This window comes from Streptomyces sp. PSU-S4-23, from assembly GCF_055632315.1.
This window is the reverse complement of the sequence record NZ_JBVMUU010000002.1, coordinates 2,546,364-2,565,282: the sequence shown is the minus strand read 5'-3', so window position 1 is coordinate 2,565,282 and position 18,919 is coordinate 2,546,364. Positions and strand designations below refer to the sequence as shown.

The following is an 18,919-nucleotide window of genomic DNA, read 5'->3' as shown; positions in this document are numbered from 1 at the left end:
CCTTGCGTCGAAACGGACGTACGGACTCACGGACCGTTCCTACACCACGGTCAGCGATACCCGCCTGAGGACGAGATCGATCCCGACCACACGGACGTCCAGTTCGTCCCCCTCCACCGGCCACGCCCCGCCGCGCGCGCGACCGGCTCGCTCAGGCGGCCTCCGCCACGTCCGCCACCACACAGCTGACGTTGTCCGGTCCGCCGGCGGCGTTCGCCGCGGCGACCAGGGTGTGTGCCGCGTCGGCCGGCGCGGGCGCCGAGGCGAGTGCGGCGCGGATCTCCCCGTCCGGTACGACCCCGGACAGGCCGTCCGAGCACAGCAGATACCGGTCGCCGGGCCGTGCGTCGTGCAGCCGCAGATCGGGCACGGCGCTGTCCCCACCGCCCGCCAGCGCCCTCAGCAGCAGGGCGCGTTGCGGATGGACCGCGGCCTCCTGGGCCGTCAGCCTTCCCTCGTCGACCATCGACTGCACGACCGTGTGGTCGTGTGTGATCCGGAACAGCCCGCCGTCCCGCAGCAGATACGCACGGGAGTCCCCGACATGGACGAGGGCGAGCTGCGAGCCGGTCCACACCGCCGCGGTGAGGGTGGTGCCGGCCTCGGTGTCCGTCCCGACCGCGTCCCGGACCGCCTGGGCCGCGCCCTGCACCGCGTCCTGAAGCAGATTGAGCACATGGCCCGTCGGCAGCGGCTCCCGGTCCAGGTACCGCAGCGCCTCGATGGCGGCCGAGCTCGCGGGCGCGCCCCCGGCGCCGAACCCGTCGGCCACGGCGAGCACACGGGCGCCCGCGTACGCCGTGTCCTGGTTGGCCGTACGGACCAGTCCGGGGTCGCAAAGGGCGCAGTAGCGCAGTTCCAGCATGGTGGTGTCCTTCCTCGACGGGTGTGAGAGGTGGTCCGCGAGGAACGCGGCCAGGTCCCGGCGTGCCGCGGTCTCGGCCTCGACCCGTGCCCAGTAGGCGCGGATCTCCCGGGCGGCGCCCGCGTCGTCCAGCGCGCACACCCTCCGGATGCGGGCCAGCGGCATGCCCAGCCGCCGCAGCCACGCCACCAGCCGGGCCCGCTCCAGCTGCCCGGGGGCGTAGTAGCGGTAGCCGGTGTCCGGGTCGACGCGGGCCGGGCGCAGCAGATCCAGCTCGTCGTAGAGCCGCAGCGCCTTCGGTGACAGCCGGCACGCCTTCGCGAACGCCCCGATCGTCAGCATCTCCACCGCCCCCACCCCGCCCTTCGGCCGTTCCCCGTTCCGCCACCGATGCTGTGGCTTCACCAAGGGTGAAGGTCAACACGGCGGCCGTGGTTCCTTGCGGCGGGGCAGCAGCACACGCGCCGCCAGCGCCACGAGGAGCGGAAGGGCGGTGACGGTCAGCATGGTGAGCCGCAGCCCGTCGGCGAAGTCCAGCCCCAGGTTCAGCCCGGCCGCCTGCCTGAGCAGGTTCGGGTCGTATCCGACGCCACCCGGGCTGTGCGCCATCCCGCCGCGCACGGCGTCCACGGCCTGCTCGGCCCGTGACGCCGACACACCGCGGGAGGTGGCGTCCGACAGCCACCGCTGCTGGAAGAAGACGTTCAGGAGCAGCAGGTAGACGGTGGGCCCGAGCGCGTAGCCGGTCATCCCGAAGGCCATCTGCACGGAGGCCACCGTGCCGGACCGTCCGGCCGGCGCATGGGCGAGAACCGTCTCGGACACCGAAGCGGAGGTGACCAGGGACCCCAGGTTGCACAGCCAGACGGCCAGGACGAGCAGCCACAGCGCCATCGTGGGGCTGACGGTGCCCGCCATCAGCAGCCCGCTGGCCGCCATCAGCAGCAGGCCGGCGACCATCACCGGCCGTGGGCCGTGCGCCCCGACCAGGCGCCCGGCCTGGATGACGGCCGTGGAGATCAGCAGGGTGCCGGGCAGGTACAGCAGTCCGATGGCCTCGGGGGACAGCGACAGCACCGCGCTGCCGAACTGGCCGAGGGCGACGCCGAGCCCGGCGGCGAGGAGGTTCAGGGTGAGGTTCGCGGCCAGGGCCGTGCCGAACGGGCGGCTGCGGAACAGCGCCGGGTCCAGGGCCGGTTCGGGGGTGCGGTGTTCATGGAGCACGAACAGCACGGCGGCGGCCGCGCAGATCGCCAGCGGCACCCACGTCCCGGCCCGGGCGATGCCGTTCTGCGCCGAGGCCAGGCCGATGACGAGGGCCAGCAGGGCCACTCCGACCAGGGCGACACCGGGCGCGTCGAGCCGGCGGCGCCGCCCGGCGGGGGGATGCGGCACATGGCGGGCCGTCAGCCGGAGCGAGACCAGGCACAGCAGCGGGGCCACCAGGAACAGGTACCGCCAGCCGACGGCCGCCACCGCCCAGCCCGTGAACGCGGGGGCCAGCCCGAACAGGAGCATCTCGACGGCGGTGAAGACCCCGATGGCCGTCGGCCGCTTCTCCGGCGTCACCGACGCCTTCAGGAGGGCCAGCGGCACCCCCAGCAGCGCGGTCATGCCCAGTCCGACCAGGAAGCGCATCGCCAGCAGGAAGCCGTAGCCGGGGGAGAGCGCGCACAGCAGGTCCGCGACCGTGACGACGAGCAGTCCCAGTATCAGCAGCCGCTTGAGCCCGAAGACGTCGCCGAGACGGCCCGCGGCGAGGACGGCGGCGGCCATCACCAGCGTCGCCGCCCCGCCGAGCAGCCCGAGGAGCCGCGGCGGCACCTGGAGGGCCCGGCTCACCTGCGGCAGGTTGAGGCTGAGCACCAGCGGGTCGACGACCGTGACCGCGAAGGCGATCGCGAGTCCGAGGATGACCGGCAGGTCGGTCGGGGCGATCCGTGATCGAGCCGTCGGCACCGCACCACCTCCGTGCCCCACGTCGTGTGCCGGTCGACGGTGGCGACGTTAACCCGGCCACCGGGTCCTCCCGGGCTTTCCGGCCGCAACGCGCCGGGGACCCGCCGTCGGGCCGTCCGCCGGCCCCGTCCTCGGATCGTGTCCGGCCCTCTTCAGCCCGGTGCGAACGTCACGACCAGGACGTCGCGGTACGCGGGACGGCTCCGGTCCACCGGGCGGACCGGCGACACGCTGTGCAGGGTGCGGCGGTCGTCCCCCAGCAGCAGGGTCCCCGGCTCGTCGAGCGTGGCCGTCAGCAGCCGTCGCCCGTCCGGATCGGACACGGAGCTCGCTCCGCCGGCGGCGTTCCGCCGGCCGACCAGGAGCGAGGACACCAGGGTGACCCCGTCGCGGTGCCGGCCCTCCGGTGTGGGCAGTCCCTCCGCGTCCGCCGACGCCACGACACGGAACGGATGCACCTTCACGGCCCATTCCGCCGGCTCGTCCAACGCCGTCGCCACCAGTCCGAGCAGGCGCAGTACCGCCCGGAACACCGGGTCGGCCACGAAGGAACCGGTCAGGGGCTCGAAGGTGCGGTCCACGCCGACGTACAGGGGATTGCTGTCCTCGGGCTGCAGGAAGGCGGCCTGCGGCAGCAACGCGATCCGCCCCGTCGCCGGGGTGAGCGAGAACCGTCCGTAACGGCGCAGCCGGCGCGCACCCCGGGCGGAGGCGTAACGGTCCGTGCTCAGCTCCTCCCAGTGGGTACGGAAGCGTTCCCACTCCCCGGCGTCCGCGCCGAGCCACGCGGTCGTGACGGCGGCGGGCATGAGGTGGGCACCGTCGGAGACCAGCGCCTCGCGGGCGGCCTCCACGGAGGGGTTCTGCACGGGACGGCCCGCCTTCCTCCGGCCTGCGCCGGGCGACTTCCCCCGAGAGACCGGATGAAACGGGTGATGGGAATGGATCAGCTGAATCGGTGGATAACGGGTGCCGTGGTCGTGGATGCGCCGGCCGCCCGTCCCGTCCCTCCGGCCGCTCCTCGCGGGGCCGTTGCTAGCCTGCGCGCTGGAATCGTCGCCCGAACAGGAGTCCAGCCGTGGCCCACACCGCCGCCCGCGTGGCGCTCGTCACCTGCCGCCCCGGGCCGGAGGTCGCGGTGGACCGCGACCTGCCGTCGCTCCTGAGCGAGTTGAGGGCGGCCGGTGCCGAGGCCGACGTCGTGCACTGGGACGACGCGGGCGCCGACTGGGCCGCCTACGACCTGGCCGTGATCCGCTCCACCTGGGACTACAGCTGGCGGGCCGCGCAGTTCACCGCCTGGGCCGAGCGCTGCGGCACGGCCACCCGGCTGGCCAATCCCGCGGACGTGGTGCGCTGGAACGCCGACAAGCGCTACCTCGGGGATCTGGCCGCCTCGGGCGTCCCGGTCGTGCCCACCCGGTACATCGCCCCCGGCGACCCCGCCGGTCTGCCCCGCGATCACGAGTACGTCATCAAGCCCACCTCGGGCGCGGGCGCCCGGTTCGCCGCCCGCTACCTGCCCGGGGAGCACGCCACCGCCGTACGGCAGCTCGCGCGGATGCACGCGGAGGGGTTCACCGCGATGGTGCAGCCCTACGCGAAGGGGATCGACGCCACCGGGGAGCGGGCGCTGCAGTTCTTCGGCGGGCGGTTCCTGCACGCCAGCCGGAAGGGTGCGGTCCTGGCGCCCGGCACGCCGTACGACGAGCGCAAGGTGGCCCACCCGCGTCTGGAGCCGTGGACCCCGGCCCCGGACGAACTCGCCGTCGCCGAGCGGGCCCTGGCCGCCGTGCCCGGCGCGCCGGAACTGCTCTACGCCCGCGTGGACCTCGTGGACGACGCCGACGGGCGTCCGTGCGTGATGGAGCTGGAGCTCATCGAGCCGAGCCTGTTCCTCACCCTGCACCCGGGGTCGGCGCAGGCGGTCGCGGCCGCGATCCTCACGGCCGCCCGCTGACCGCCACCCGCTGCAGCAGCCCCCAGGTGAACTCCGCCGCGCACGCGTGCCGCACGCCCGACGCGTCCGGGGCGGTGAAGGCCAGGCCCCACCGGGTGGGCGCCGTGCCCTCCAGGGGGCGGGCCGGGGCGAAGGCGCGGGCGGCCTCGTCGACCGTGCAGGACCACGGGGTCAGGTCCTCGACGGTGGCCGGCGCACGGGCGGGTGCGCCCGGCGCCCGGACCAGCCACTCGTTCCACACCACTCCGTTCGGCGCCACCAGCACCTCGAAGCGGAGGTCGGGCCAGAGCGGGACCGGCCACAGCAGGGCCTCGCAGGCCAGGTCGCCGATCCGGCGGGGCGCCGCCGACTCGGGCTCGCCCAGGACCGAGCGGTAGCGCGACACGGAGGAGCGGGCGCGCGGGGAGTGCAGCATGGCCTGCCAGCGGCGGTTCGCCTCACGCATCCGGGAGATCGGTACGCCCAGCTCACGGCGGGCCCCGTCGACCAGGGCCGGATTGTGGTCCGCCATGCGGCGCAGCAGCACCAGCTGGAAGTCGAGTGGGGTGAAAGGGCTGGCGGGGCGTTTCGCGGACGGCATGCTTTCCATCCTCCCGGACATCGCGCCGGCCGCACGCACCGCACGCACCGCACGACCATTGCCCGGCTGAGCCACTATGACTAGCCTGTGTTCGTCATGCCGATCGTGAGTTGAAATTTCGAACATACAGAGAGGGGGCCGGTCGTGGGACGCCTCGTACCTGCCGTGACCCGGGCTCTCGACATCCTGGAGCTCTTTCTCGACGGGGACGGGACGCTCTCCGCCCCCGACATCGTGCGCAAACTGCAGCTGCCGCGCACCACCGTGCACGAACTGGTCACCACGCTCGCCGCACGCTCGTACATCGTCCAGGTGCCGGGGCAGCCGGGACGCTACCGCCTCGGCGTGCGCCCGTACCAGCTCGGCAGCCGCTACGCCGAACAACTGGACCTCGCCGCCGAGGGCCAGCAGGTCGCCCGGTCCGTCGCCGAGACCTGCGACGAGACCGTGCACGTGGCCATCCTGGAGGGCACCGACGTCATCTACATCGCCAAGGTCGACTCCACGCACGCCGTGCGGATGGTGTCGGCCGCGGGCCGCCGGCTGCCCGCCCACTGCACCTCGGTCGGCAAGATGCTCCTCGCGTCCCTGCCCGAGCAGGAGCTGGCCGCGCGTATCCCCGACGGCACCGAACTGGCCGCGATGACCCCCAACAGCATCACCGACCCGGCGGCCCTGCGCGAGGCCCTGGGCGAGATCCGCACCCGCGGCATCGCCGTGGAGAGCCGCGAGTCCAACCCCGACGTCAGCTGCGTCGCCGCGCCCGTGCGCGACCGCACCGGGCAGGTCGTCGCCGCGCTCTCCATCTCCGTACCGATGATCCGCTGGAGCGACGAGCGCCGCGCCGAGCTGGAGCAGCTCGCCGCCAAGGGCGCCGGCGAACTGTCCGAGCGCCTCGGCCACCGGAGCGCGGGATGACGGGATACGAGATCGCGGTACGGGAGCACGCCGCCCTCGGCGAGGGCCCGACCTGGGACCCGGACGCGCAGCGGCTGATCTGGATCGACATCCTCGGCTCCCGGGTGCACACCTACGATCCCGCCTCCGGGCGCCGCACCGTCATGGCGACCGAGCAGCACGTGGGCGCCGCCAAACCGCGCGCGGGCGGCGGACTGGTCGTCAACCTCCGGGACGGCGTGGGCCTCTACGGCCCCGGTGGCGCCGGCTTCCGCTGGCTGCACCGCGAACCCGTACCCGGCCGTCGCGGCAACGACGCGGCCGTCGCCCCCGACGGCTCGCTGTGGGCCGGAACCATGCGCTACGACGAGGCGCCGGGCGGCGGCACCCTGTCCCGGATCACCGCCGACGGCACGGTCCGCACCGTGCTGGACGACGTCGCCGTCAGCAACGGCACGGGCTGGAGCCCCGACGGACGGCTGATGTACTACATCGACTCGCCGACCCGGCGGGTGGACGTCTTCGACGTGGGCGACGACGGGCTGCCGGTGGGCCGACGGCCGCTGGCCCACGTCGAACGCGGCTTCCCGGACGGGCTCACCGTGGACGCCGACGGCTGCGTGTGGGTGGCGCTGTGGGACGGTGGCGCGATCCACCGCTACACGCCCTCCGGTCGCCTCGACCGGGTCCTCGATCTGCCCGTGCGCCGACCCACCGCCTGCGCCTTCGGCGGCGCGGGCCTGACCGACCTGTACATCACCACGGCCCGTACGGGCCTGGACGCGCCGCATCCCCTCTCCGGCTCCGTCCTCGTGCTCCCCGACGCCGGAAAGGGCCTGCCGCAGCCCCCGTTCGCCGGCTGACCCCGTCCCGGAACCGAGAGGACCCCCATGTCCCGCACCGCGCAGGCCGCCCGGTTCACCCTCGACCCCGCCTTCACCGTCGGCACGGTCGACCCCCGGCTCTTCGGCTCCTTCGTCGAGCACCTCGGCCGCTGCGTCTACACCGGGATCTTCGAACCGGACCACCCCGCGGCCGACGAGACCGGCCTGCGCACCGACGTGCTGGAGCTGGTCCGCGAACTCGGTGTCACGGCCGTGCGCTACCCAGGCGGCAACTTCGTCTCCGGCTACAAGTGGGAGGACTCGGTCGGACCGGTCGACCAGCGCCCCCGCCGCCTGGACCTCGCCTGGCACTCCACGGAGACCAACCGCTTCGGGCTCGGCGAGTACATCGCCTTCCTGAGGAGGCTCGGCCCGCACACCGAGCCGATGATGGCGGTCAACCTCGGCACCCGCGGAGTCGCGGAGGCCCTGGAACTCCAGGAGTACGCCAACCACCCCTCCGGCACGGCCCTGTCGGACCTGCGGGCCGCGCACGGCCACAAGGACCCGTTCGGCATCCGGCTGTGGTGCCTGGGCAACGAGATGGACGGCCCGTGGCAGACGGGCCACAAGACCGCGGCGGAGTACGGCCGGCTCGCCGCCGAGACCGCCCGCGCCATGCGCCAGATCGACCCGTCCGTGGAACTGGTCGCCTGCGGCTCCTCCAACCAGTCCATGCCCACCTTCGCCGCATGGGAGGCGACGGTGCTGGCCGAGACCTACGACCTCGTCGACCACATCTCCCTGCACGCCTACTACGAACCCGCCGACGGCGACGTCGACTCCTTCCTCGCCTCCGCCGTCGACATGGAGTCCTTCATCGAGAACGTGATCGCGACCTGCGACCACGTCGGCGCGAGACTCAAGTCCACGAAGCGGATCAGCCTCTCCTTCGACGAGTGGAACGTCTGGTACCAGTCCCGCTGGCAGGAGCACGCCCGGTCCGCCGACCCGGGCGACTGGCCCGAGGCCCCGCGCCTGCTGGAGGACGCCTACAGCGTGACCGACGCCGTCGTCGTCGGCTCGCTCCTGATCGCGCTGCTCCGGCACGCCGACCGGGTCACCGTCGCCTGCCTCGCCCAGCTCGTCAACGTCATCGCGCCGATCATGACCGAGCCGGGCGGACCGGCGTGGCGCCAGACCACCTTCTTCCCCTTCGCGCACGCCTCGGCGTACGGCCGCGGCACGGTCCTCGACGTGCGGGTGGACTCGCCGACGTACGAGACGCGCAGGTACGGCGAGACCGACCTGCTGCACGCCACCGCCGTGCGCGCCGAGGACGGCTCCGTCACCGTCTTCGCCGTCAACCGCGGCCGCACCGGGCCCCTGCCCCTCGAAGTCGCCCTGGGCGGCCTCGGCCTGACGTCGGTCGTCGAGCACACCGCGCTCGCCGACGCCGACCCCGACGCCGGCAACACCCTCGCCGACCCCGAGCGGGTGACCCCGCACCAGGTGCCCGGCACCCACCTGCGGGACGGCGTGCTGAGCACGCTCCTGGAGCCCCTGTCCTGGAACGTGATCCGGCTCCGCTAGCCCGCCCGGCCGGGGGAGTGCACCGGTGACACGAGAACTCCCCCGGCCGCCCGGCCCAGCAGCGTCAACCCGGCCTTCCCGGGCCCCGAGGCGGTGGTCCCGTCGGCGAGGACCGCCAGCGCGAGCGTGTTGGTGCCCCGGGTGTCGAGCACCCCGTTCGGCAGCACGAAGGTGTGCTGCGGGCCCACGTCGTTGATGTACTGGCCCATGTTCCAGCCGTTGAGGAAGATCTGCACCCGGTAGGCGCGGGCCGGGTCGTCCTCCAGGGTCAGCCCGATCGACGCGTCCGTGCCGGGGTCGACGGCCAGCCGGAACCGCGTCCGGTACCAGACCACACCCTGCCGCCGGTCCGCGCGCGGCAGGGCCGCCGACTGCCAGCCGCCGTCCGCGAACCCGGGCAGATGCCACCCCTGCCGCTCCCCGTACAGGCCGCCGTTGTTGAGCGGGCCGCGCACCGGGTCGGCGGCCGTCTCGCCCTGGATGCGCCATCGCACCGCGGGCGGCGCGCCGTTGACGCCGACGTCGAAGGTGACGGAGACCAGCCCCCGCCCGGCCTTGTGGGTGTCGTCCGCCCGCCCGTCCTCGTCGTGCTGCATCCGGCGCACCAGGACGGACAGGACGTGCGGGCCGGGCGCCGTCGCCGCCACCGGGAACGTCGCCGTCGCCTCCCAGGTGCCCTTGCGCACGGTGTCCTCGTCCGGCACGGGCATCCGGTGGGTGCCCAGCGGCTTCCCGTCGAGCCATGCCATCAGCAGCCCCTGCGTGCCCGTGACGTACGCCAGCGAGACGGACCCGGCGCCGGGCGCGCCCTCGAAGCGGCCCCGGTACCAGACGTCCCCGTAGTGGAAGCCGTAGTCGTCGGCGAAGAGCACAGGCCCTCCGTCGGGCACGGGAGTCGTGCTGTACGAGGACGTCAGGTCGGCCGCCCGCCACGCCGAGTCGTCGAAGCCGGCGGCGGACTCCGGGTTCTCCTCCCTGCGGCGCCACCCGGTCAGCGCGGGCAGCCGGACCGGTCCCGCGCCCGGCAGCCGGCGCACGGCGCGCAGACCGCCGCAGCGGGTGGGGCGCACCGCCTGCGCCACCCCGTTCCAGACGACCTCGCCCACCCCGCGCGGCGCCCACACCTCCAGGTCCGCCTCCTCGACCGTGTCACCGGTCAGATACGCGGTCGTGCCGCGCAGGGAGGCGGTGCGCAGCAGCGCGGGGCCGTACACCAGCACCGCGCCCGAGGGGGTGTCGCGCCGCCACAGCCGCACGGACGTCTCGTCGTCCGCGAGCAGGAGCAGCAGCGGCCGTGCCACGCCCCCGTCCTGCACCAGCACCCGGGTGAGCCCGCCGAGGCCGGCGTCCACGCGCAGGGCGCCGTCGTCGTACGCGTGCCGTGCGTCTCCCTCCAGCACCGTGACGGCGGGCCGGTCCGCGCACTCCAGGACGGTCCGCGTCGCCTCGCCGGCGCGCCCGGTGAACACGGCGATGTCCTGGCGCCCGGCGGTCAGCCGCAGCATGGGCTGCGCGGTGGAGTACCGCAGCGTCCGTGCTCCGAGGGAGATCCCGGTGGCCAGCAGCCGGGCGTCGCGCCCGGGGACGGGCACACGGACGGTCGTCCCGGCGAGCGGGACGGCGGCGGTGATCTCCGCGGACGTGTCGTTGCGCAGCACGCAGACGTGGGCCCGGGTGTCCGGATGGACGAGGTGGTAGGCCCGCAGCCCCGGTCCGCCGCCGGCATCGATGTCCTCCGCCCGGTCCAGCGCGGCCAGTTCGGGCACGCTCTGCAGCAGATGCCCGAGCTGGTGCATCGGGACCAGCTTCGCGGTGGGCCGGCGGGCCTCGTCGAGGGCGGCCCCGTAGTCATACGAGGTGTAGACGACCGGGGCGGGCAGCCAGCCCCACGACGTGCCGCCGAAGGTCATGTAGACGTTGTGGACGGTGATGCCGTTGGCGAGGTTGGTCAGGTAGAAGCGCCGCTCGTACGCCGCGTCCCGGGTGCGGCGCGACTCCGCGTACCCCTTGCCGCCGAACTCCACGCCGCCCCACGGGTCGAACCAGCCCCCGCCGAACTCGGCCAGGAAACCCGGCGTGCTCGGGCTCGCGGTCGACCCGCCCTTCGTCCCCCCAGGGCCGAAGTACCCCCAGTCCGGGGGCGTCCGGGAGGGCGAGGGATAGCCGTCGAAGGCGTACAGCCAGCGCCCGCGCTCGCCGCCCGTGTCGAACGAGCCCGGGGTCCAGTAGCCGTTCCTGCCCTTGTCGTTGTGGAAGAGCGGCACGTCGACGCCGTCGGCGCGGACCTTCGCGTACAGGTGTGCCATGTAGGCGCGGCCTTCCGGCGCGGTGACGTGGTTCGCGTACTCGTTCTCCAGCTGGTAGAGGACGACGGTGCCGGTGCCCCTGGTGTACTGATGCCGCACCGCGATCCGGTCCACGGCGGTCAGCCACTCGTCCACGTACGACAGATACGCCGGGTCGGAGGTGCGGGCCGTGCCCGGGGTGGCCGTCAGCCAGCCGGGGAAGCCGCCCGCGTCGACCTCGGCGTTGATGTAGGGGCCCGGGCGCAGGATCACATACAGCCCCGTCTCGGCGGCCGTGCGCAGGAACAGGTCCAGGTCCCGCACGCCGGTGAAGTCGTACGAGCCCGGGGCGGGGGAGTGGTAGTTCCAGGCGACGTAGACGCTGACCGCGTTGTAGCCGTACGCACGCAGTTTCTGCAGCACGTCCCGCCACAGGGACGGGCTCGGCAGCCGGAACGGGTGCACCTCACCCGACCACAGCACGAGCCGCCCGCCGTCGACGATCAGCGAGTACCGGTCGAAGCCGACCGTGTGCGCCCGGCCGTCCGCGCCCGGCGGTCCGGGGGCGGGCCCGGACGGCGCGGTGGCCGCGGCGCCCACCCCGCCGCTCCCGCCGAGCGAGAGGCCGAGCGCGGCGCTGCCGGCGAGCGCGCCGAACGTGCGTCGGTTCAACACCAAGACGGTCTCCTCGGGGCGCGGGTGCCGTCATTGTTCCCCCGGCACGGCCCTGCGACGGTGCCATGAGGCCCGCGGCACGGGCGGATTACGCGATATGGGCGGCACCCAGGGGACGGCCGTGCGCCGGGGTGGCGTCGCGGTGACGCGATTACATGAACTATGTGTTTCAGCGGCGGTGTGCTTCGGCCGCGCGGCGAACGCCAGCACCGCGCGGCCGAAGCACACCGCCGCTGGAACAACCTCACCGCCGCCGTCACGACATGACACGACCAGCCTGATCAAGAACTACAGCTGCCGTGTCTGATGATGTGGGGAGGCCGGGTGACCCCGGTTGATGGAGGGAGAAGGGCGACTCGCTTGGGCATCGGCCTGTGTCTTGAGGTACCGGTTTCCGCCCTGCGGATAGCTTCGTGTCAGCGGTGGGGCGTCAGCAGGACTCCTCGATGTAGAGCAGGACACGACCGTCCTCGGAGCGGAAGTCGTACGCCCGGTACGTTCCCGGCTCGGGAGGGTCCAGCCGGGCCTTGATCAAGACCCACGCCTCCTCGCGCCCGTCGGTCGGCACCGGTCGCAGCACCTCCCCGGCACCTTCCCCCAGGATCATCTCGTCCGCGCCGTGCACGAGTCGTCTAGCCAGCCGGGCGTCGAGCGGTCCCCGGTTCTTCGTCCAAAGACAGCCCTGTCCGTCGACGAGCTCGCCCGAACTCGCGGGCGAGAGTTCGCCGATGCCCGGATCGGACCCTCCACCGTGCTCCAGGGAGGCCACCAACTCGGCGAAGGTCGTGCCGGGTGTTCGCTTCTTCGGCATGAGCCCAGTCTTGCAGCGGAATCCGTGGGGTGGGCATCACCGCGATGTCGGTGCGGACGCACAATGAGCTGCAGGAAGCGGCTGGATGAACCCGTCGTCAGTCCGAGCCGGCCCGGCTGGGGCGGCACAGGAGCGGCTTGGCCAGTTCGGCGCAGGGGCGGTCGCCGTGGGCGCGGACGATGTCCTTGCCGACCTCGTTGGCCAGGTAGCGCAGGAAGCCGGCGGCCAGGGAGTCCGCGGGCGGCTCGCCGTAGGTGTACGCGTACTCGGTCTGCCAGTACGGGTAGGCGCCCTCGTCGGCGCCCGCCAGCGTGGCCGGGTAGCCGTCGATGCGCACCAGCCGGATGCCGGTGTGCGCGGTGGCGGCGCCGACCTCGCTGTGGCCGAGGGCACCGCGGGTCGAGGCCACGGTGTTTAGGAGGGCCATGGTGTCGCTGACCTCGCAGCGGCCCGGCTTGGCGGCGTCCAAGGCCGCGCAGTCGTTCACGGTGACCGAGGGCAGCGTCCTGCCTGCCAGGACCTGGCGCTCGAGGGTGGTGCGGGTGCCGGAGCCGGGGTGGCGGCTGACCAGGTGGATCGGGACGTCGTTCCCCTTCAGCTGCCTCCAGTTGGTGATCTTCCCGGCGTAGATGTCCCTGACCTGCTTCAGGGACAGGTCCTGGACCCCCGCGTCCTCGCTCACCACCAGGGTGAACAGGGACAGCGCGACGGGTCTGGGCAGCAGTTGCGGGCGGCCGTCGCTCTTGGGTCCGTCGCTGAACGCCAGCCGGTCGCCCATCCCCTGACCACCGGCCGGTTTCGCCTTCGCGCCCGCGGAGGCGAGTGAGTCGAGTCCCGCGACGCTGCCCTGGAAGGTGTCGTCGCCGATCGGTATGTGCGCCTCGGGGCACGTCTTCTCGTACTGTTTCGCGGCCTCCCGCAGTATCGGCGCGAACGCCGTGGAGCCGGAGAGCGTGAGCGTCCCCTTGGCGCAGTCGAGCGGCGCGGCCTTGGCGTCGTCCCTGGTGAACGTCAGCAGTGACTGGACGGCGCCCACCAGCACCAGCACGGCGAGCAGCACCCTGACCGGGCGGGAGGCGAACGGGTAGTACTCGGTCCTCCTGACGGACCCGCCGCGCACCCCGCCCACGATGCTCGCGACGACCTCCGGATCGGGGTACGTCTCGTCGGCGAAGCCCTCCTCGCGTTCCAGGACCGCCAGCACCTTGTAGTGGTCGCGGCGGTTGAGCTTCACCTTGGGCAGCTCGATGAGACCGTCGGCGACCCCGAGGCCGGGGACGGGGCGCGCGGGAGCCCGGTTCCCGCCGGGCGGGGTGAAGAAACCGCGCAGCTCGCCGCGGCTGAGCTCGGTGACGACCATGCCGACGACATGGCGGCCCCGGCATCTGATCCGGATGCCCACCGGGCCCCCGGCGGGCGCCAGGTAGTCGTCCTCGACGATCGGGGCCCAGCCGCTGTTCTCGATCCGCAGCAGGACGAACGACGGGTCGCGCAGCGGTGACCCGTTCGTCCGCTCCATCTGCCGGAGCACTCCCGCGTACGGAGAGGCGGCCGCGTCCCCTGCGGTGGTGTCCATCTGGACGCGGTAGCCGAGCCGTTTGCGTCCGGCGAGCACGAACTCCCACAGCGCGGCGACCACGGGGACGGCCAGGCCGAGGACGGCGAAGGAGAACTCCCAGGGAAAGCCGTTCACGGCCGACTCCCGAAACACGCGGGTGGATGGGGAGGCCATGGTGATGGCCTCGGCACCCTGCGTGGCGAGGAATCGACGGACCGTCAGCTCGAATTCACCGGGGCGTCATTCCGGACACCCGCGGTTCGCCCGGAGCCGACGGGAATCAGACCCGGGCCGCGTAGGTGAGGAACTCGGTCCAGGCGGTGGGTGTGACGGCGAGCCGGGCGCCCTGCCTGTCCTTTGAGTCGCGTACGTGGATGGTGGCGGGGGTGCGGGCGACCTCGACGCAGTCGTCTCCGGAGCCGCTGCTGTAGCTGCTCTTGAACCAGGCCAGTTCGGACATGCTCATAGCGCTCCCCGCATCTGCTCCAACAGGCTCACGGAGTCTTCGAAGGTAAGAGCCTGCGCACGCATCCTGGCATATCGCCTCTGGAGCACGCTGACCACCTTTGAGTCGGAGATGAGGTGGCCGCTTTCCTGCCCCTCGTTGTAGGCGAACCACCGGTTCTCCGGGGTCTCCACCAGACGGATGGGCCCGTGCAGGCCGGCGTGCGACTCGCGAACCAGCGGCATGACCTGGATCTCGACGTTACGCAACTGAGCGATCTCCAAGAGGTGATCGATGAGTCCGCGGGTGGCCTGTGCGCCGCCTGTGCGCCGCCGGAACAAGTGCTCTTCCAGGATGAAGCTGAACGCGGTGTTGGCGCGTTCCCACAGCAACCGCTGTCGCTCGGCACGCGCGGCCCAGTGATTCTCGATCTGCTCATCGGTCAGTGGCGGCAACTGGTCCACGAACAACTGGCGCGCATACCGCTCCGTCTGCAACAACCCCGGAATCAACCGGCACTCGTACGTGTACAACGTGATCGCCGCCGCCTCCAGCCGCGCCCACTGCCGGAACCAAGCCGCCAACCCCGGCTGCCGCGACAGGAACTCCGCCGCCCTCCGCAACGCCCCCGTGTTCCCCAGCGCCTCCTCCGCCCGCTCCACGAACGCCGGGTCCGGCATGCGGCGCCCCAGCTCCACCGATGCCACCGTGTGCTTGGAGTACCGCACCAGCTCGCCGAACTCCTCACGGCTCAGCCCGGCGTGCTCCCGCAGTGCCTGGACCACCGCCCCGAACGTCCGCAGGCTGTCCGAGGACTCCGGTTCGCCGCCGCCCGTTCCCATCGCGCCATCGACCACCGTCGGCCACCTCCCGCGCCCATGGTCACGGCACGTGACGGGTACCGTCCAGTCCGTGATCGCGTACGCCGCGGCAGCGTACGTGGCGCCGACCTGGTGAAGTGGGCCTCCGGACCGTCAGATTGGGCGCATGACCGCACCACCCACCCCCCAACGCCCGGTTACCGTACGTGTGTTCACCCAGCGCTTCAGCGCCACTGCGCGCGGAGCCCGGCTCGCCCGCCACCTCGCCCTGAACCAGCTGAACACCTGGGGCATCCCGCACGGCACGGACGCCTCCGACCGGATCGCCGTGATCGTCGCCGAGCTGGCGGTCAACGCGGTCACTCACGGCCGCGTTCCCGGGCGGGACTTCGAGCTGCGGCTCTCCCTGGTCACGGGAAGCGTCCGCATCGAGGTCGGCGACACCCGCGGCGGGCCGCCGCACCCGCCGGGCCCCGGCGATCTACGGCAACCGCCGTCCCTCGCCGAGACCGGCCACGGGCTGCTCCTCGTCGACGCGCTCGCCGCCCGCTGGGAGGTGGTGGACCGGGACCCGCCGCCCGGCAAGACCGTGCGCGCCGAGGTCGACGTACCGGGCTGGCTGTCCCTCGTCAGGGCTCACCCGGTCTGACCCCTCCGCGCGGCGCGGCCGGCTCAGCCCACCTGGTTGTACATCGCGCCCGCCGCCGGCCACCCCGTGGGCTCGGGGACCGGTTCCGGCTGGGTGCGGCCGCGGACCTGGGCCGCGGTGAGGCCGCCCGCGGCGGGCATGCCGCGGCGGTTCTGCGCGGCCGCCGCGAGTCCGGGCAGGCCGGTCTGCGGGACGGGCTGCAGGGCCGCGGCCGGGGCGTACTCCGGGGCGTATCCCGGGGCGTACCCCGGCGGTGTCGCGAGGGCCGCGGCCGCCGGGGCGGGCATCGGGGCGGGCATCGGTGCGGGCATCGGGGCGGGGGCGGGCGGCGCCGGCAGCGGGGTCGGCGTGGGCATGGGGGCCGGCGCCGGGGCAGGGGCCGGGGCCGAGCCGGGAGCCAGGGGCATCGCCGCGGCCTGGGAGGCGAGGCCCATGACGCCCGCCCCGTTGGTCTGGCTGACCAGCCGGTCGACGGCCGCCGTACCCGAGCTGTAGCTGGTCCCTGTGCCCAGCTCGGGTACGGCGGCTCCCCTCCTGGTCCCGTAGAGCACCTGTTCCAGGGCGGACACCAGGCGACGCACGTCCACCTCGGGGCGCACCACGAGCCGCAGGAAGCGGCTGGATGAACCGATCTTGTTGCCGCACTCGCGGACCAGGATCCGGTGCTCGGTCAGCAGCCGGTCGCGGACCACGGTGCCCTCGGCGCCCACGGGGAGGCGCACGAAGAGGAAGTTGCCCTGCGACGGGTAGACCGTCAGACCGGGGAGCTGGGCGAGCTGGCGGGCCATGTCCAGGCGGTCGCGGCGGACCTGGTGCAGGCTCTCCATGTACTCGGCACCGTGCTCCTTCAGCATGAACACCACGTGCTCGGCGAAGGAGTTCAGGTTCCACTTCGGCAGCATGGAGCGGACCTTGCCCGCGAGCGCGGGGTTGGCGACCAGATAGCCGAAGCGGATGCCGTGCAGACCGAAGTTCTTGCCCAGGCTGCGCAGCACGATGACGTTGGGCCGCATCACCGCGTCCTGGACGACGCTCGGCTCGTTCTCCGCGTCGGCGAACTCCAGGAACGACTCGTCGATCACGATGAGGTCCAGGTCGGCCATCGCGTCCATGAACTGCACGAGCGCCTGGCGGTGCACGAATCCGCCGTCGGGGTTGTTCGGGTTGCAGACCACGGCCACGCGGGTGCCCCGCTTGCGGATGAACTCGGCGTACTGGCCCAGGTCCAGCGCGAAGCCGCTGGACTCCTGCAGCGGGAACATGTCGACGCGCTTGCCGGTCTCCATCGGCTGGTCGGTCCAGCGGCCGAAGGTGGGGACGGGGACGGCGAGGGACTCATGGACCAGCAGATGGTCGATCCAGGTGATCAGCTCGGTGGAGCCGTTGCCCATCGCGACGCACTGCGGCGGAAGCTGGAGCAGATTGCACAGCTCGGATGTGATCGTGTCGGCGCTGCTCGGGTAGTAGGTGACGATCTCGCGCAGCCGGCCCGCCATCTCGTCGAACATGGCGGGCGTGGGGAAGTAGGGGTTGCACGGAATACAGAAGTCCACGGGGCCCGTCCCGTCGCCGCCCTCCCGCGTCAGCGCCGCCATCGACGGGCTGTGCGCCCCGTTGCCGCGGAACAGCGAGGTGACGTTGTCGGCCATGGAACCTCCGTATGGGGCGGACCCGGTGGGCAGGCGGGTCCGTCGTCTGTGGGTGGCCCGCGCGGGGGAGCACGGGCCACCCGGTCATACGGATACGGCGGGGGCGCCGTTCAACGGGTGTGAAGACGGTGTGACTTCGGGAACCGGAACCACCGCGGACGCGTCAGGCGCCGAACGATCACACGCCGAACGAGTGGATCGTCGTCGTGCGGTACGTCTGCCCCGGCCGCAGCACGGTGGACGGGAACGACGGCTCGTTCGGCGAGTCCGGGAAGTGCTGCGTCTCCAGGCACAGGCCGTCGCCCTGCCGGTAGGTGTGCCCGGAGGTGCCCACCAGCGTGCCGTCGAGGAAGTTGCCGGAGTAGAACTGCAGGCCCGGCTGGTCGGTGGCGATCCTCAGGGTGCGTCCCGAGCGCGGGTCCCGCAGCGTCGCGATGTGCTCCGGCTGCGCCGTGACCCCCTTGTCGAGGACCCAGTTGTGGTCGTAGCCCTTGGCGGTGACCTGCTGGGGATGGCCGGCGCGGATGTCCCGGCCGATCGGCTTGGCCCTGCGGAAGTCGAAGGGGGTGCCCGCGACCCGGGCCAGTTCGCCGGTGGGGATCAGGCCCGCGTCGGTGGGCGTGTAGCGGCTGGCGGCGATGGTGAGCTCGTGGTCGTAGATGCCGCCGCTGCCTTCGCCCGCCAGGTTCCAGTACGTGTGGTTGGTGAGGTTGACGACGGTCGGCTTGTCGGTGGTGGCCTCGTAGTCGATGCGCCAGTCGCCGCGCCGGTCGAGGGTGAAGGTCACCTTCGTCCTGAGCGTGCCCGGGTAGCCCATCTCGCCGTCGACACTGGTGTAGTGCAGGACGAGACCGACGTCGGAGCCCTTGGTGAACGGCTCGACGTCCCAGACCCGCTTGTCGAAGCCCTTGGCTCCGCCGTGCAGGCTGTTGACGCCGTCGTTGACGGACAGCTGGTGGGTCGTGCCGTCCAGGGTGAACCGGCCCTCGGCTATGCGGTTGCCGTAGCGGCCGATGGTGGCGCCGAAGTACGGGCTCTTCGCCACGTAGTCGTCGATGGCGGCGAAGCCCAGTGAGACATTGGCGTACCGGCCGTGCCGGTCCGGGATCTCCAGCGACTGGACGATGCCGCCGTAGCTGAGGACCTTCAGGCGCGTGCCGCCGTTCTCCAGCGACCAGCGGTACACCTTCGTCCCGTCGGTGAGCGTGCCGAAGAGCTCCTTCACCGGCTTCCCGCCTCCCGGGGCTGCCTGCGCCGTGCCGATGCCGGCGGCGGTGACTCCCGCCGCCGCCGTACCCGCGATGACCGTGCGTCTGCTCAGTTCCATGTGCGGCTCCCGTAACGGAGG

General features: G+C 72.7%; 16 protein-coding genes. 5 read left to right on the top strand and 11 right to left on the bottom strand.

Translation table 11 applies throughout. From position 1 onward, the window contains the following. Positions 1 to 151 precede the first annotated feature (151 nt). The 3 genes from ACZ79I_RS12415 to ACZ79I_RS12405 all read right to left on the bottom strand — a co-directional run bounded on the left by ACZ79I_RS12415 (position 152) and on the right by ACZ79I_RS12405 (position 3,693). On the bottom strand, positions 152 to 1,213 hold the full coding sequence (locus ACZ79I_RS12415) for a MerR family transcriptional regulator (RefSeq protein WP_471496939.1): 1,062 nt from the start codon (positions 1,211 to 1,213) through the stop codon (positions 152 to 154). Positions 1,214 to 1,282: 69 nt separating this feature from the next. After that, positions 1,283 to 2,824 carry an MFS transporter gene (locus tag ACZ79I_RS12410; protein ID WP_471496938.1) on the bottom strand — a complete coding sequence of 514 codons (1,542 nt, stop codon included), beginning with the start codon at positions 2,822 to 2,824 and terminating at the stop codon, positions 1,283 to 1,285. 152 nt (positions 2,825 to 2,976) lie between these two features. Then, positions 2,977 to 3,693, bottom strand: a complete 717-nt coding sequence (locus ACZ79I_RS12405) for a 2OG-Fe dioxygenase family protein (RefSeq protein ID WP_471496936.1) — start codon at positions 3,691 to 3,693, stop codon at positions 2,977 to 2,979. 209 nt (positions 3,694 to 3,902) lie between these two features. On the opposite strand from ACZ79I_RS12405, the gene ACZ79I_RS12400 reads away from it, so the two are divergent. Further along, positions 3,903 to 4,784, top strand: a complete 882-nt coding sequence (locus tag ACZ79I_RS12400) for an ATP-grasp domain-containing protein (protein ID WP_471496934.1) — start codon at positions 3,903 to 3,905, stop codon at positions 4,782 to 4,784. Here ACZ79I_RS12400 and ACZ79I_RS12395 read toward each other — a convergent pair. Next, the gene (locus ACZ79I_RS12395; protein ID WP_471496933.1) at positions 4,768 to 5,373 is read right to left on the bottom strand and encodes a hypothetical protein; all 606 of its coding nucleotides are present in this window, start codon (positions 5,371 to 5,373) and stop codon (positions 4,768 to 4,770) included. The genes ACZ79I_RS12400 and ACZ79I_RS12395 overlap by 17 nt on opposite strands. 135 nt (positions 5,374 to 5,508) lie before the next feature. Here ACZ79I_RS12395 and ACZ79I_RS12390 point away from each other — a divergent pair, with 135 nt between their 5' ends. The 3 genes from ACZ79I_RS12390 to arfA are packed head-to-tail and all read left to right on the top strand — an operon-like array spanning position 5,509 to position 8,678. Continuing rightward, entirely contained in the window at positions 5,509 to 6,282 is a 774-nt protein-coding gene (locus tag ACZ79I_RS12390; RefSeq protein WP_471496931.1) for an IclR family transcriptional regulator, read from the top strand. Continuing rightward, positions 6,279 to 7,124: an SMP-30/gluconolactonase/LRE family protein gene (locus tag ACZ79I_RS12385; protein WP_471496929.1), complete on the top strand. Its 846-nt coding sequence runs from the start codon at positions 6,279 to 6,281 to the stop codon at positions 7,122 to 7,124. Before ACZ79I_RS12390 ends, ACZ79I_RS12385 begins: the two co-directional genes overlap by 4 nt. 27 nt (positions 7,125 to 7,151) lie before the next feature. Then, the gene (gene arfA, locus ACZ79I_RS12380; protein ID WP_471496927.1) at positions 7,152 to 8,678 is read left to right on the top strand and encodes an arabinosylfuranosidase ArfA; all 1,527 of its coding nucleotides are present in this window, start codon (positions 7,152 to 7,154) and stop codon (positions 8,676 to 8,678) included. Here the strand turns inward: arfA and ACZ79I_RS12375 are convergent. From ACZ79I_RS12375 to ACZ79I_RS12355, 5 genes are all read right to left on the bottom strand, one after another. Further along, positions 8,675 to 11,641, bottom strand: a complete 2,967-nt coding sequence (locus ACZ79I_RS12375; protein WP_471496926.1) for a beta-galactosidase — start codon at positions 11,639 to 11,641, stop codon at positions 8,675 to 8,677. The two genes, arfA and ACZ79I_RS12375, sit on opposite strands and share 4 nt — an antisense overlap. Before the next feature lie 427 nt (positions 11,642 to 12,068). Further along, a complete protein-coding gene (locus ACZ79I_RS12370; protein ID WP_471496924.1) occupies positions 12,069 to 12,449 on the bottom strand; it encodes a hypothetical protein in 381 nt (126 codons plus the stop codon). A gap of 97 nt (positions 12,450 to 12,546) precedes the next feature. Further along, positions 12,547 to 14,142: a substrate-binding domain-containing protein gene (locus ACZ79I_RS12365; RefSeq protein ID WP_471496922.1), complete on the bottom strand. Its 1,596-nt coding sequence runs from the start codon at positions 14,140 to 14,142 to the stop codon at positions 12,547 to 12,549. Between the two features lie 145 nt (positions 14,143 to 14,287). Next, a complete protein-coding gene (locus tag ACZ79I_RS12360; RefSeq protein WP_471496920.1) occupies positions 14,288 to 14,473 on the bottom strand; it encodes a DUF397 domain-containing protein in 186 nt (61 codons plus the stop codon). After that, entirely contained in the window at positions 14,470 to 15,294 is an 825-nt protein-coding gene (locus tag ACZ79I_RS12355; RefSeq protein WP_471504898.1) for a helix-turn-helix domain-containing protein, read from the bottom strand. The genes ACZ79I_RS12360 and ACZ79I_RS12355 overlap by 4 nt, the downstream gene beginning before the upstream one ends. 145 nt (positions 15,295 to 15,439) lie before the next feature. On the opposite strand from ACZ79I_RS12355, the gene ACZ79I_RS12350 reads away from it, so the two are divergent. Further along, positions 15,440 to 15,922: an ATP-binding protein gene (locus ACZ79I_RS12350; protein WP_471496918.1), complete on the top strand. Its 483-nt coding sequence runs from the start codon at positions 15,440 to 15,442 to the stop codon at positions 15,920 to 15,922. Between the two features lie 23 nt (positions 15,923 to 15,945). Here ACZ79I_RS12350 and ACZ79I_RS12345 read toward each other — a convergent pair whose 3' ends face one another. Continuing rightward, positions 15,946 to 17,571: a pyridoxal phosphate-dependent aminotransferase gene (locus ACZ79I_RS12345; protein ID WP_471496916.1), complete on the bottom strand. Its 1,626-nt coding sequence runs from the start codon at positions 17,569 to 17,571 to the stop codon at positions 15,946 to 15,948. Between the two features lie 178 nt (positions 17,572 to 17,749). Further along, entirely contained in the window at positions 17,750 to 18,898 is a 1,149-nt protein-coding gene (locus ACZ79I_RS12340; RefSeq protein ID WP_471496914.1) for an aldose epimerase family protein, read from the bottom strand. Positions 18,899 to 18,919 lie beyond the last annotated feature (21 nt).

What these genes read in the sequence shown, in the direction of transcription:
- ACZ79I_RS12395 (WP_471496933.1), bottom strand. Translation starts at nt 5,373, where the DNA reads ATGGAAAGCATGCCGTCCGCGAAACGCCCCGCCAGCCCTTTCACCCCA.
- ACZ79I_RS12385 (WP_471496929.1), top strand. Translation starts at nt 6,279, where the DNA reads ATGACGGGATACGAGATCGCGGTACGGGAGCACGCCGCCCTCGGCGAG.
- arfA (WP_471496927.1), top strand. Translation starts at nt 7,152, where the DNA reads ATGTCCCGCACCGCGCAGGCCGCCCGGTTCACCCTCGACCCCGCCTTC.
- ACZ79I_RS12370 (WP_471496924.1), bottom strand. Translation starts at nt 12,449, where the DNA reads ATGCCGAAGAAGCGAACACCCGGCACGACCTTCGCCGAGTTGGTGGCC.
- ACZ79I_RS12360 (WP_471496920.1), bottom strand. Translation starts at nt 14,473, where the DNA reads ATGAGCATGTCCGAACTGGCCTGGTTCAAGAGCAGCTACAGCAGCGGC.
- ACZ79I_RS12355 (WP_471504898.1), bottom strand. Translation starts at nt 15,294, where the DNA reads ATGGGAACGGGCGGCGGCGAACCGGAGTCCTCGGACAGCCTGCGGACG.
- ACZ79I_RS12350 (WP_471496918.1), top strand. Translation starts at nt 15,440, where the DNA reads ATGACCGCACCACCCACCCCCCAACGCCCGGTTACCGTACGTGTGTTC.
- ACZ79I_RS12345 (WP_471496916.1), bottom strand. Translation starts at nt 17,571, where the DNA reads ATGGCCGACAACGTCACCTCGCTGTTCCGCGGCAACGGGGCGCACAGC.
- ACZ79I_RS12340 (WP_471496914.1), bottom strand. Translation starts at nt 18,898, where the DNA reads ATGGAACTGAGCAGACGCACGGTCATCGCGGGTACGGCGGCGGCGGGA.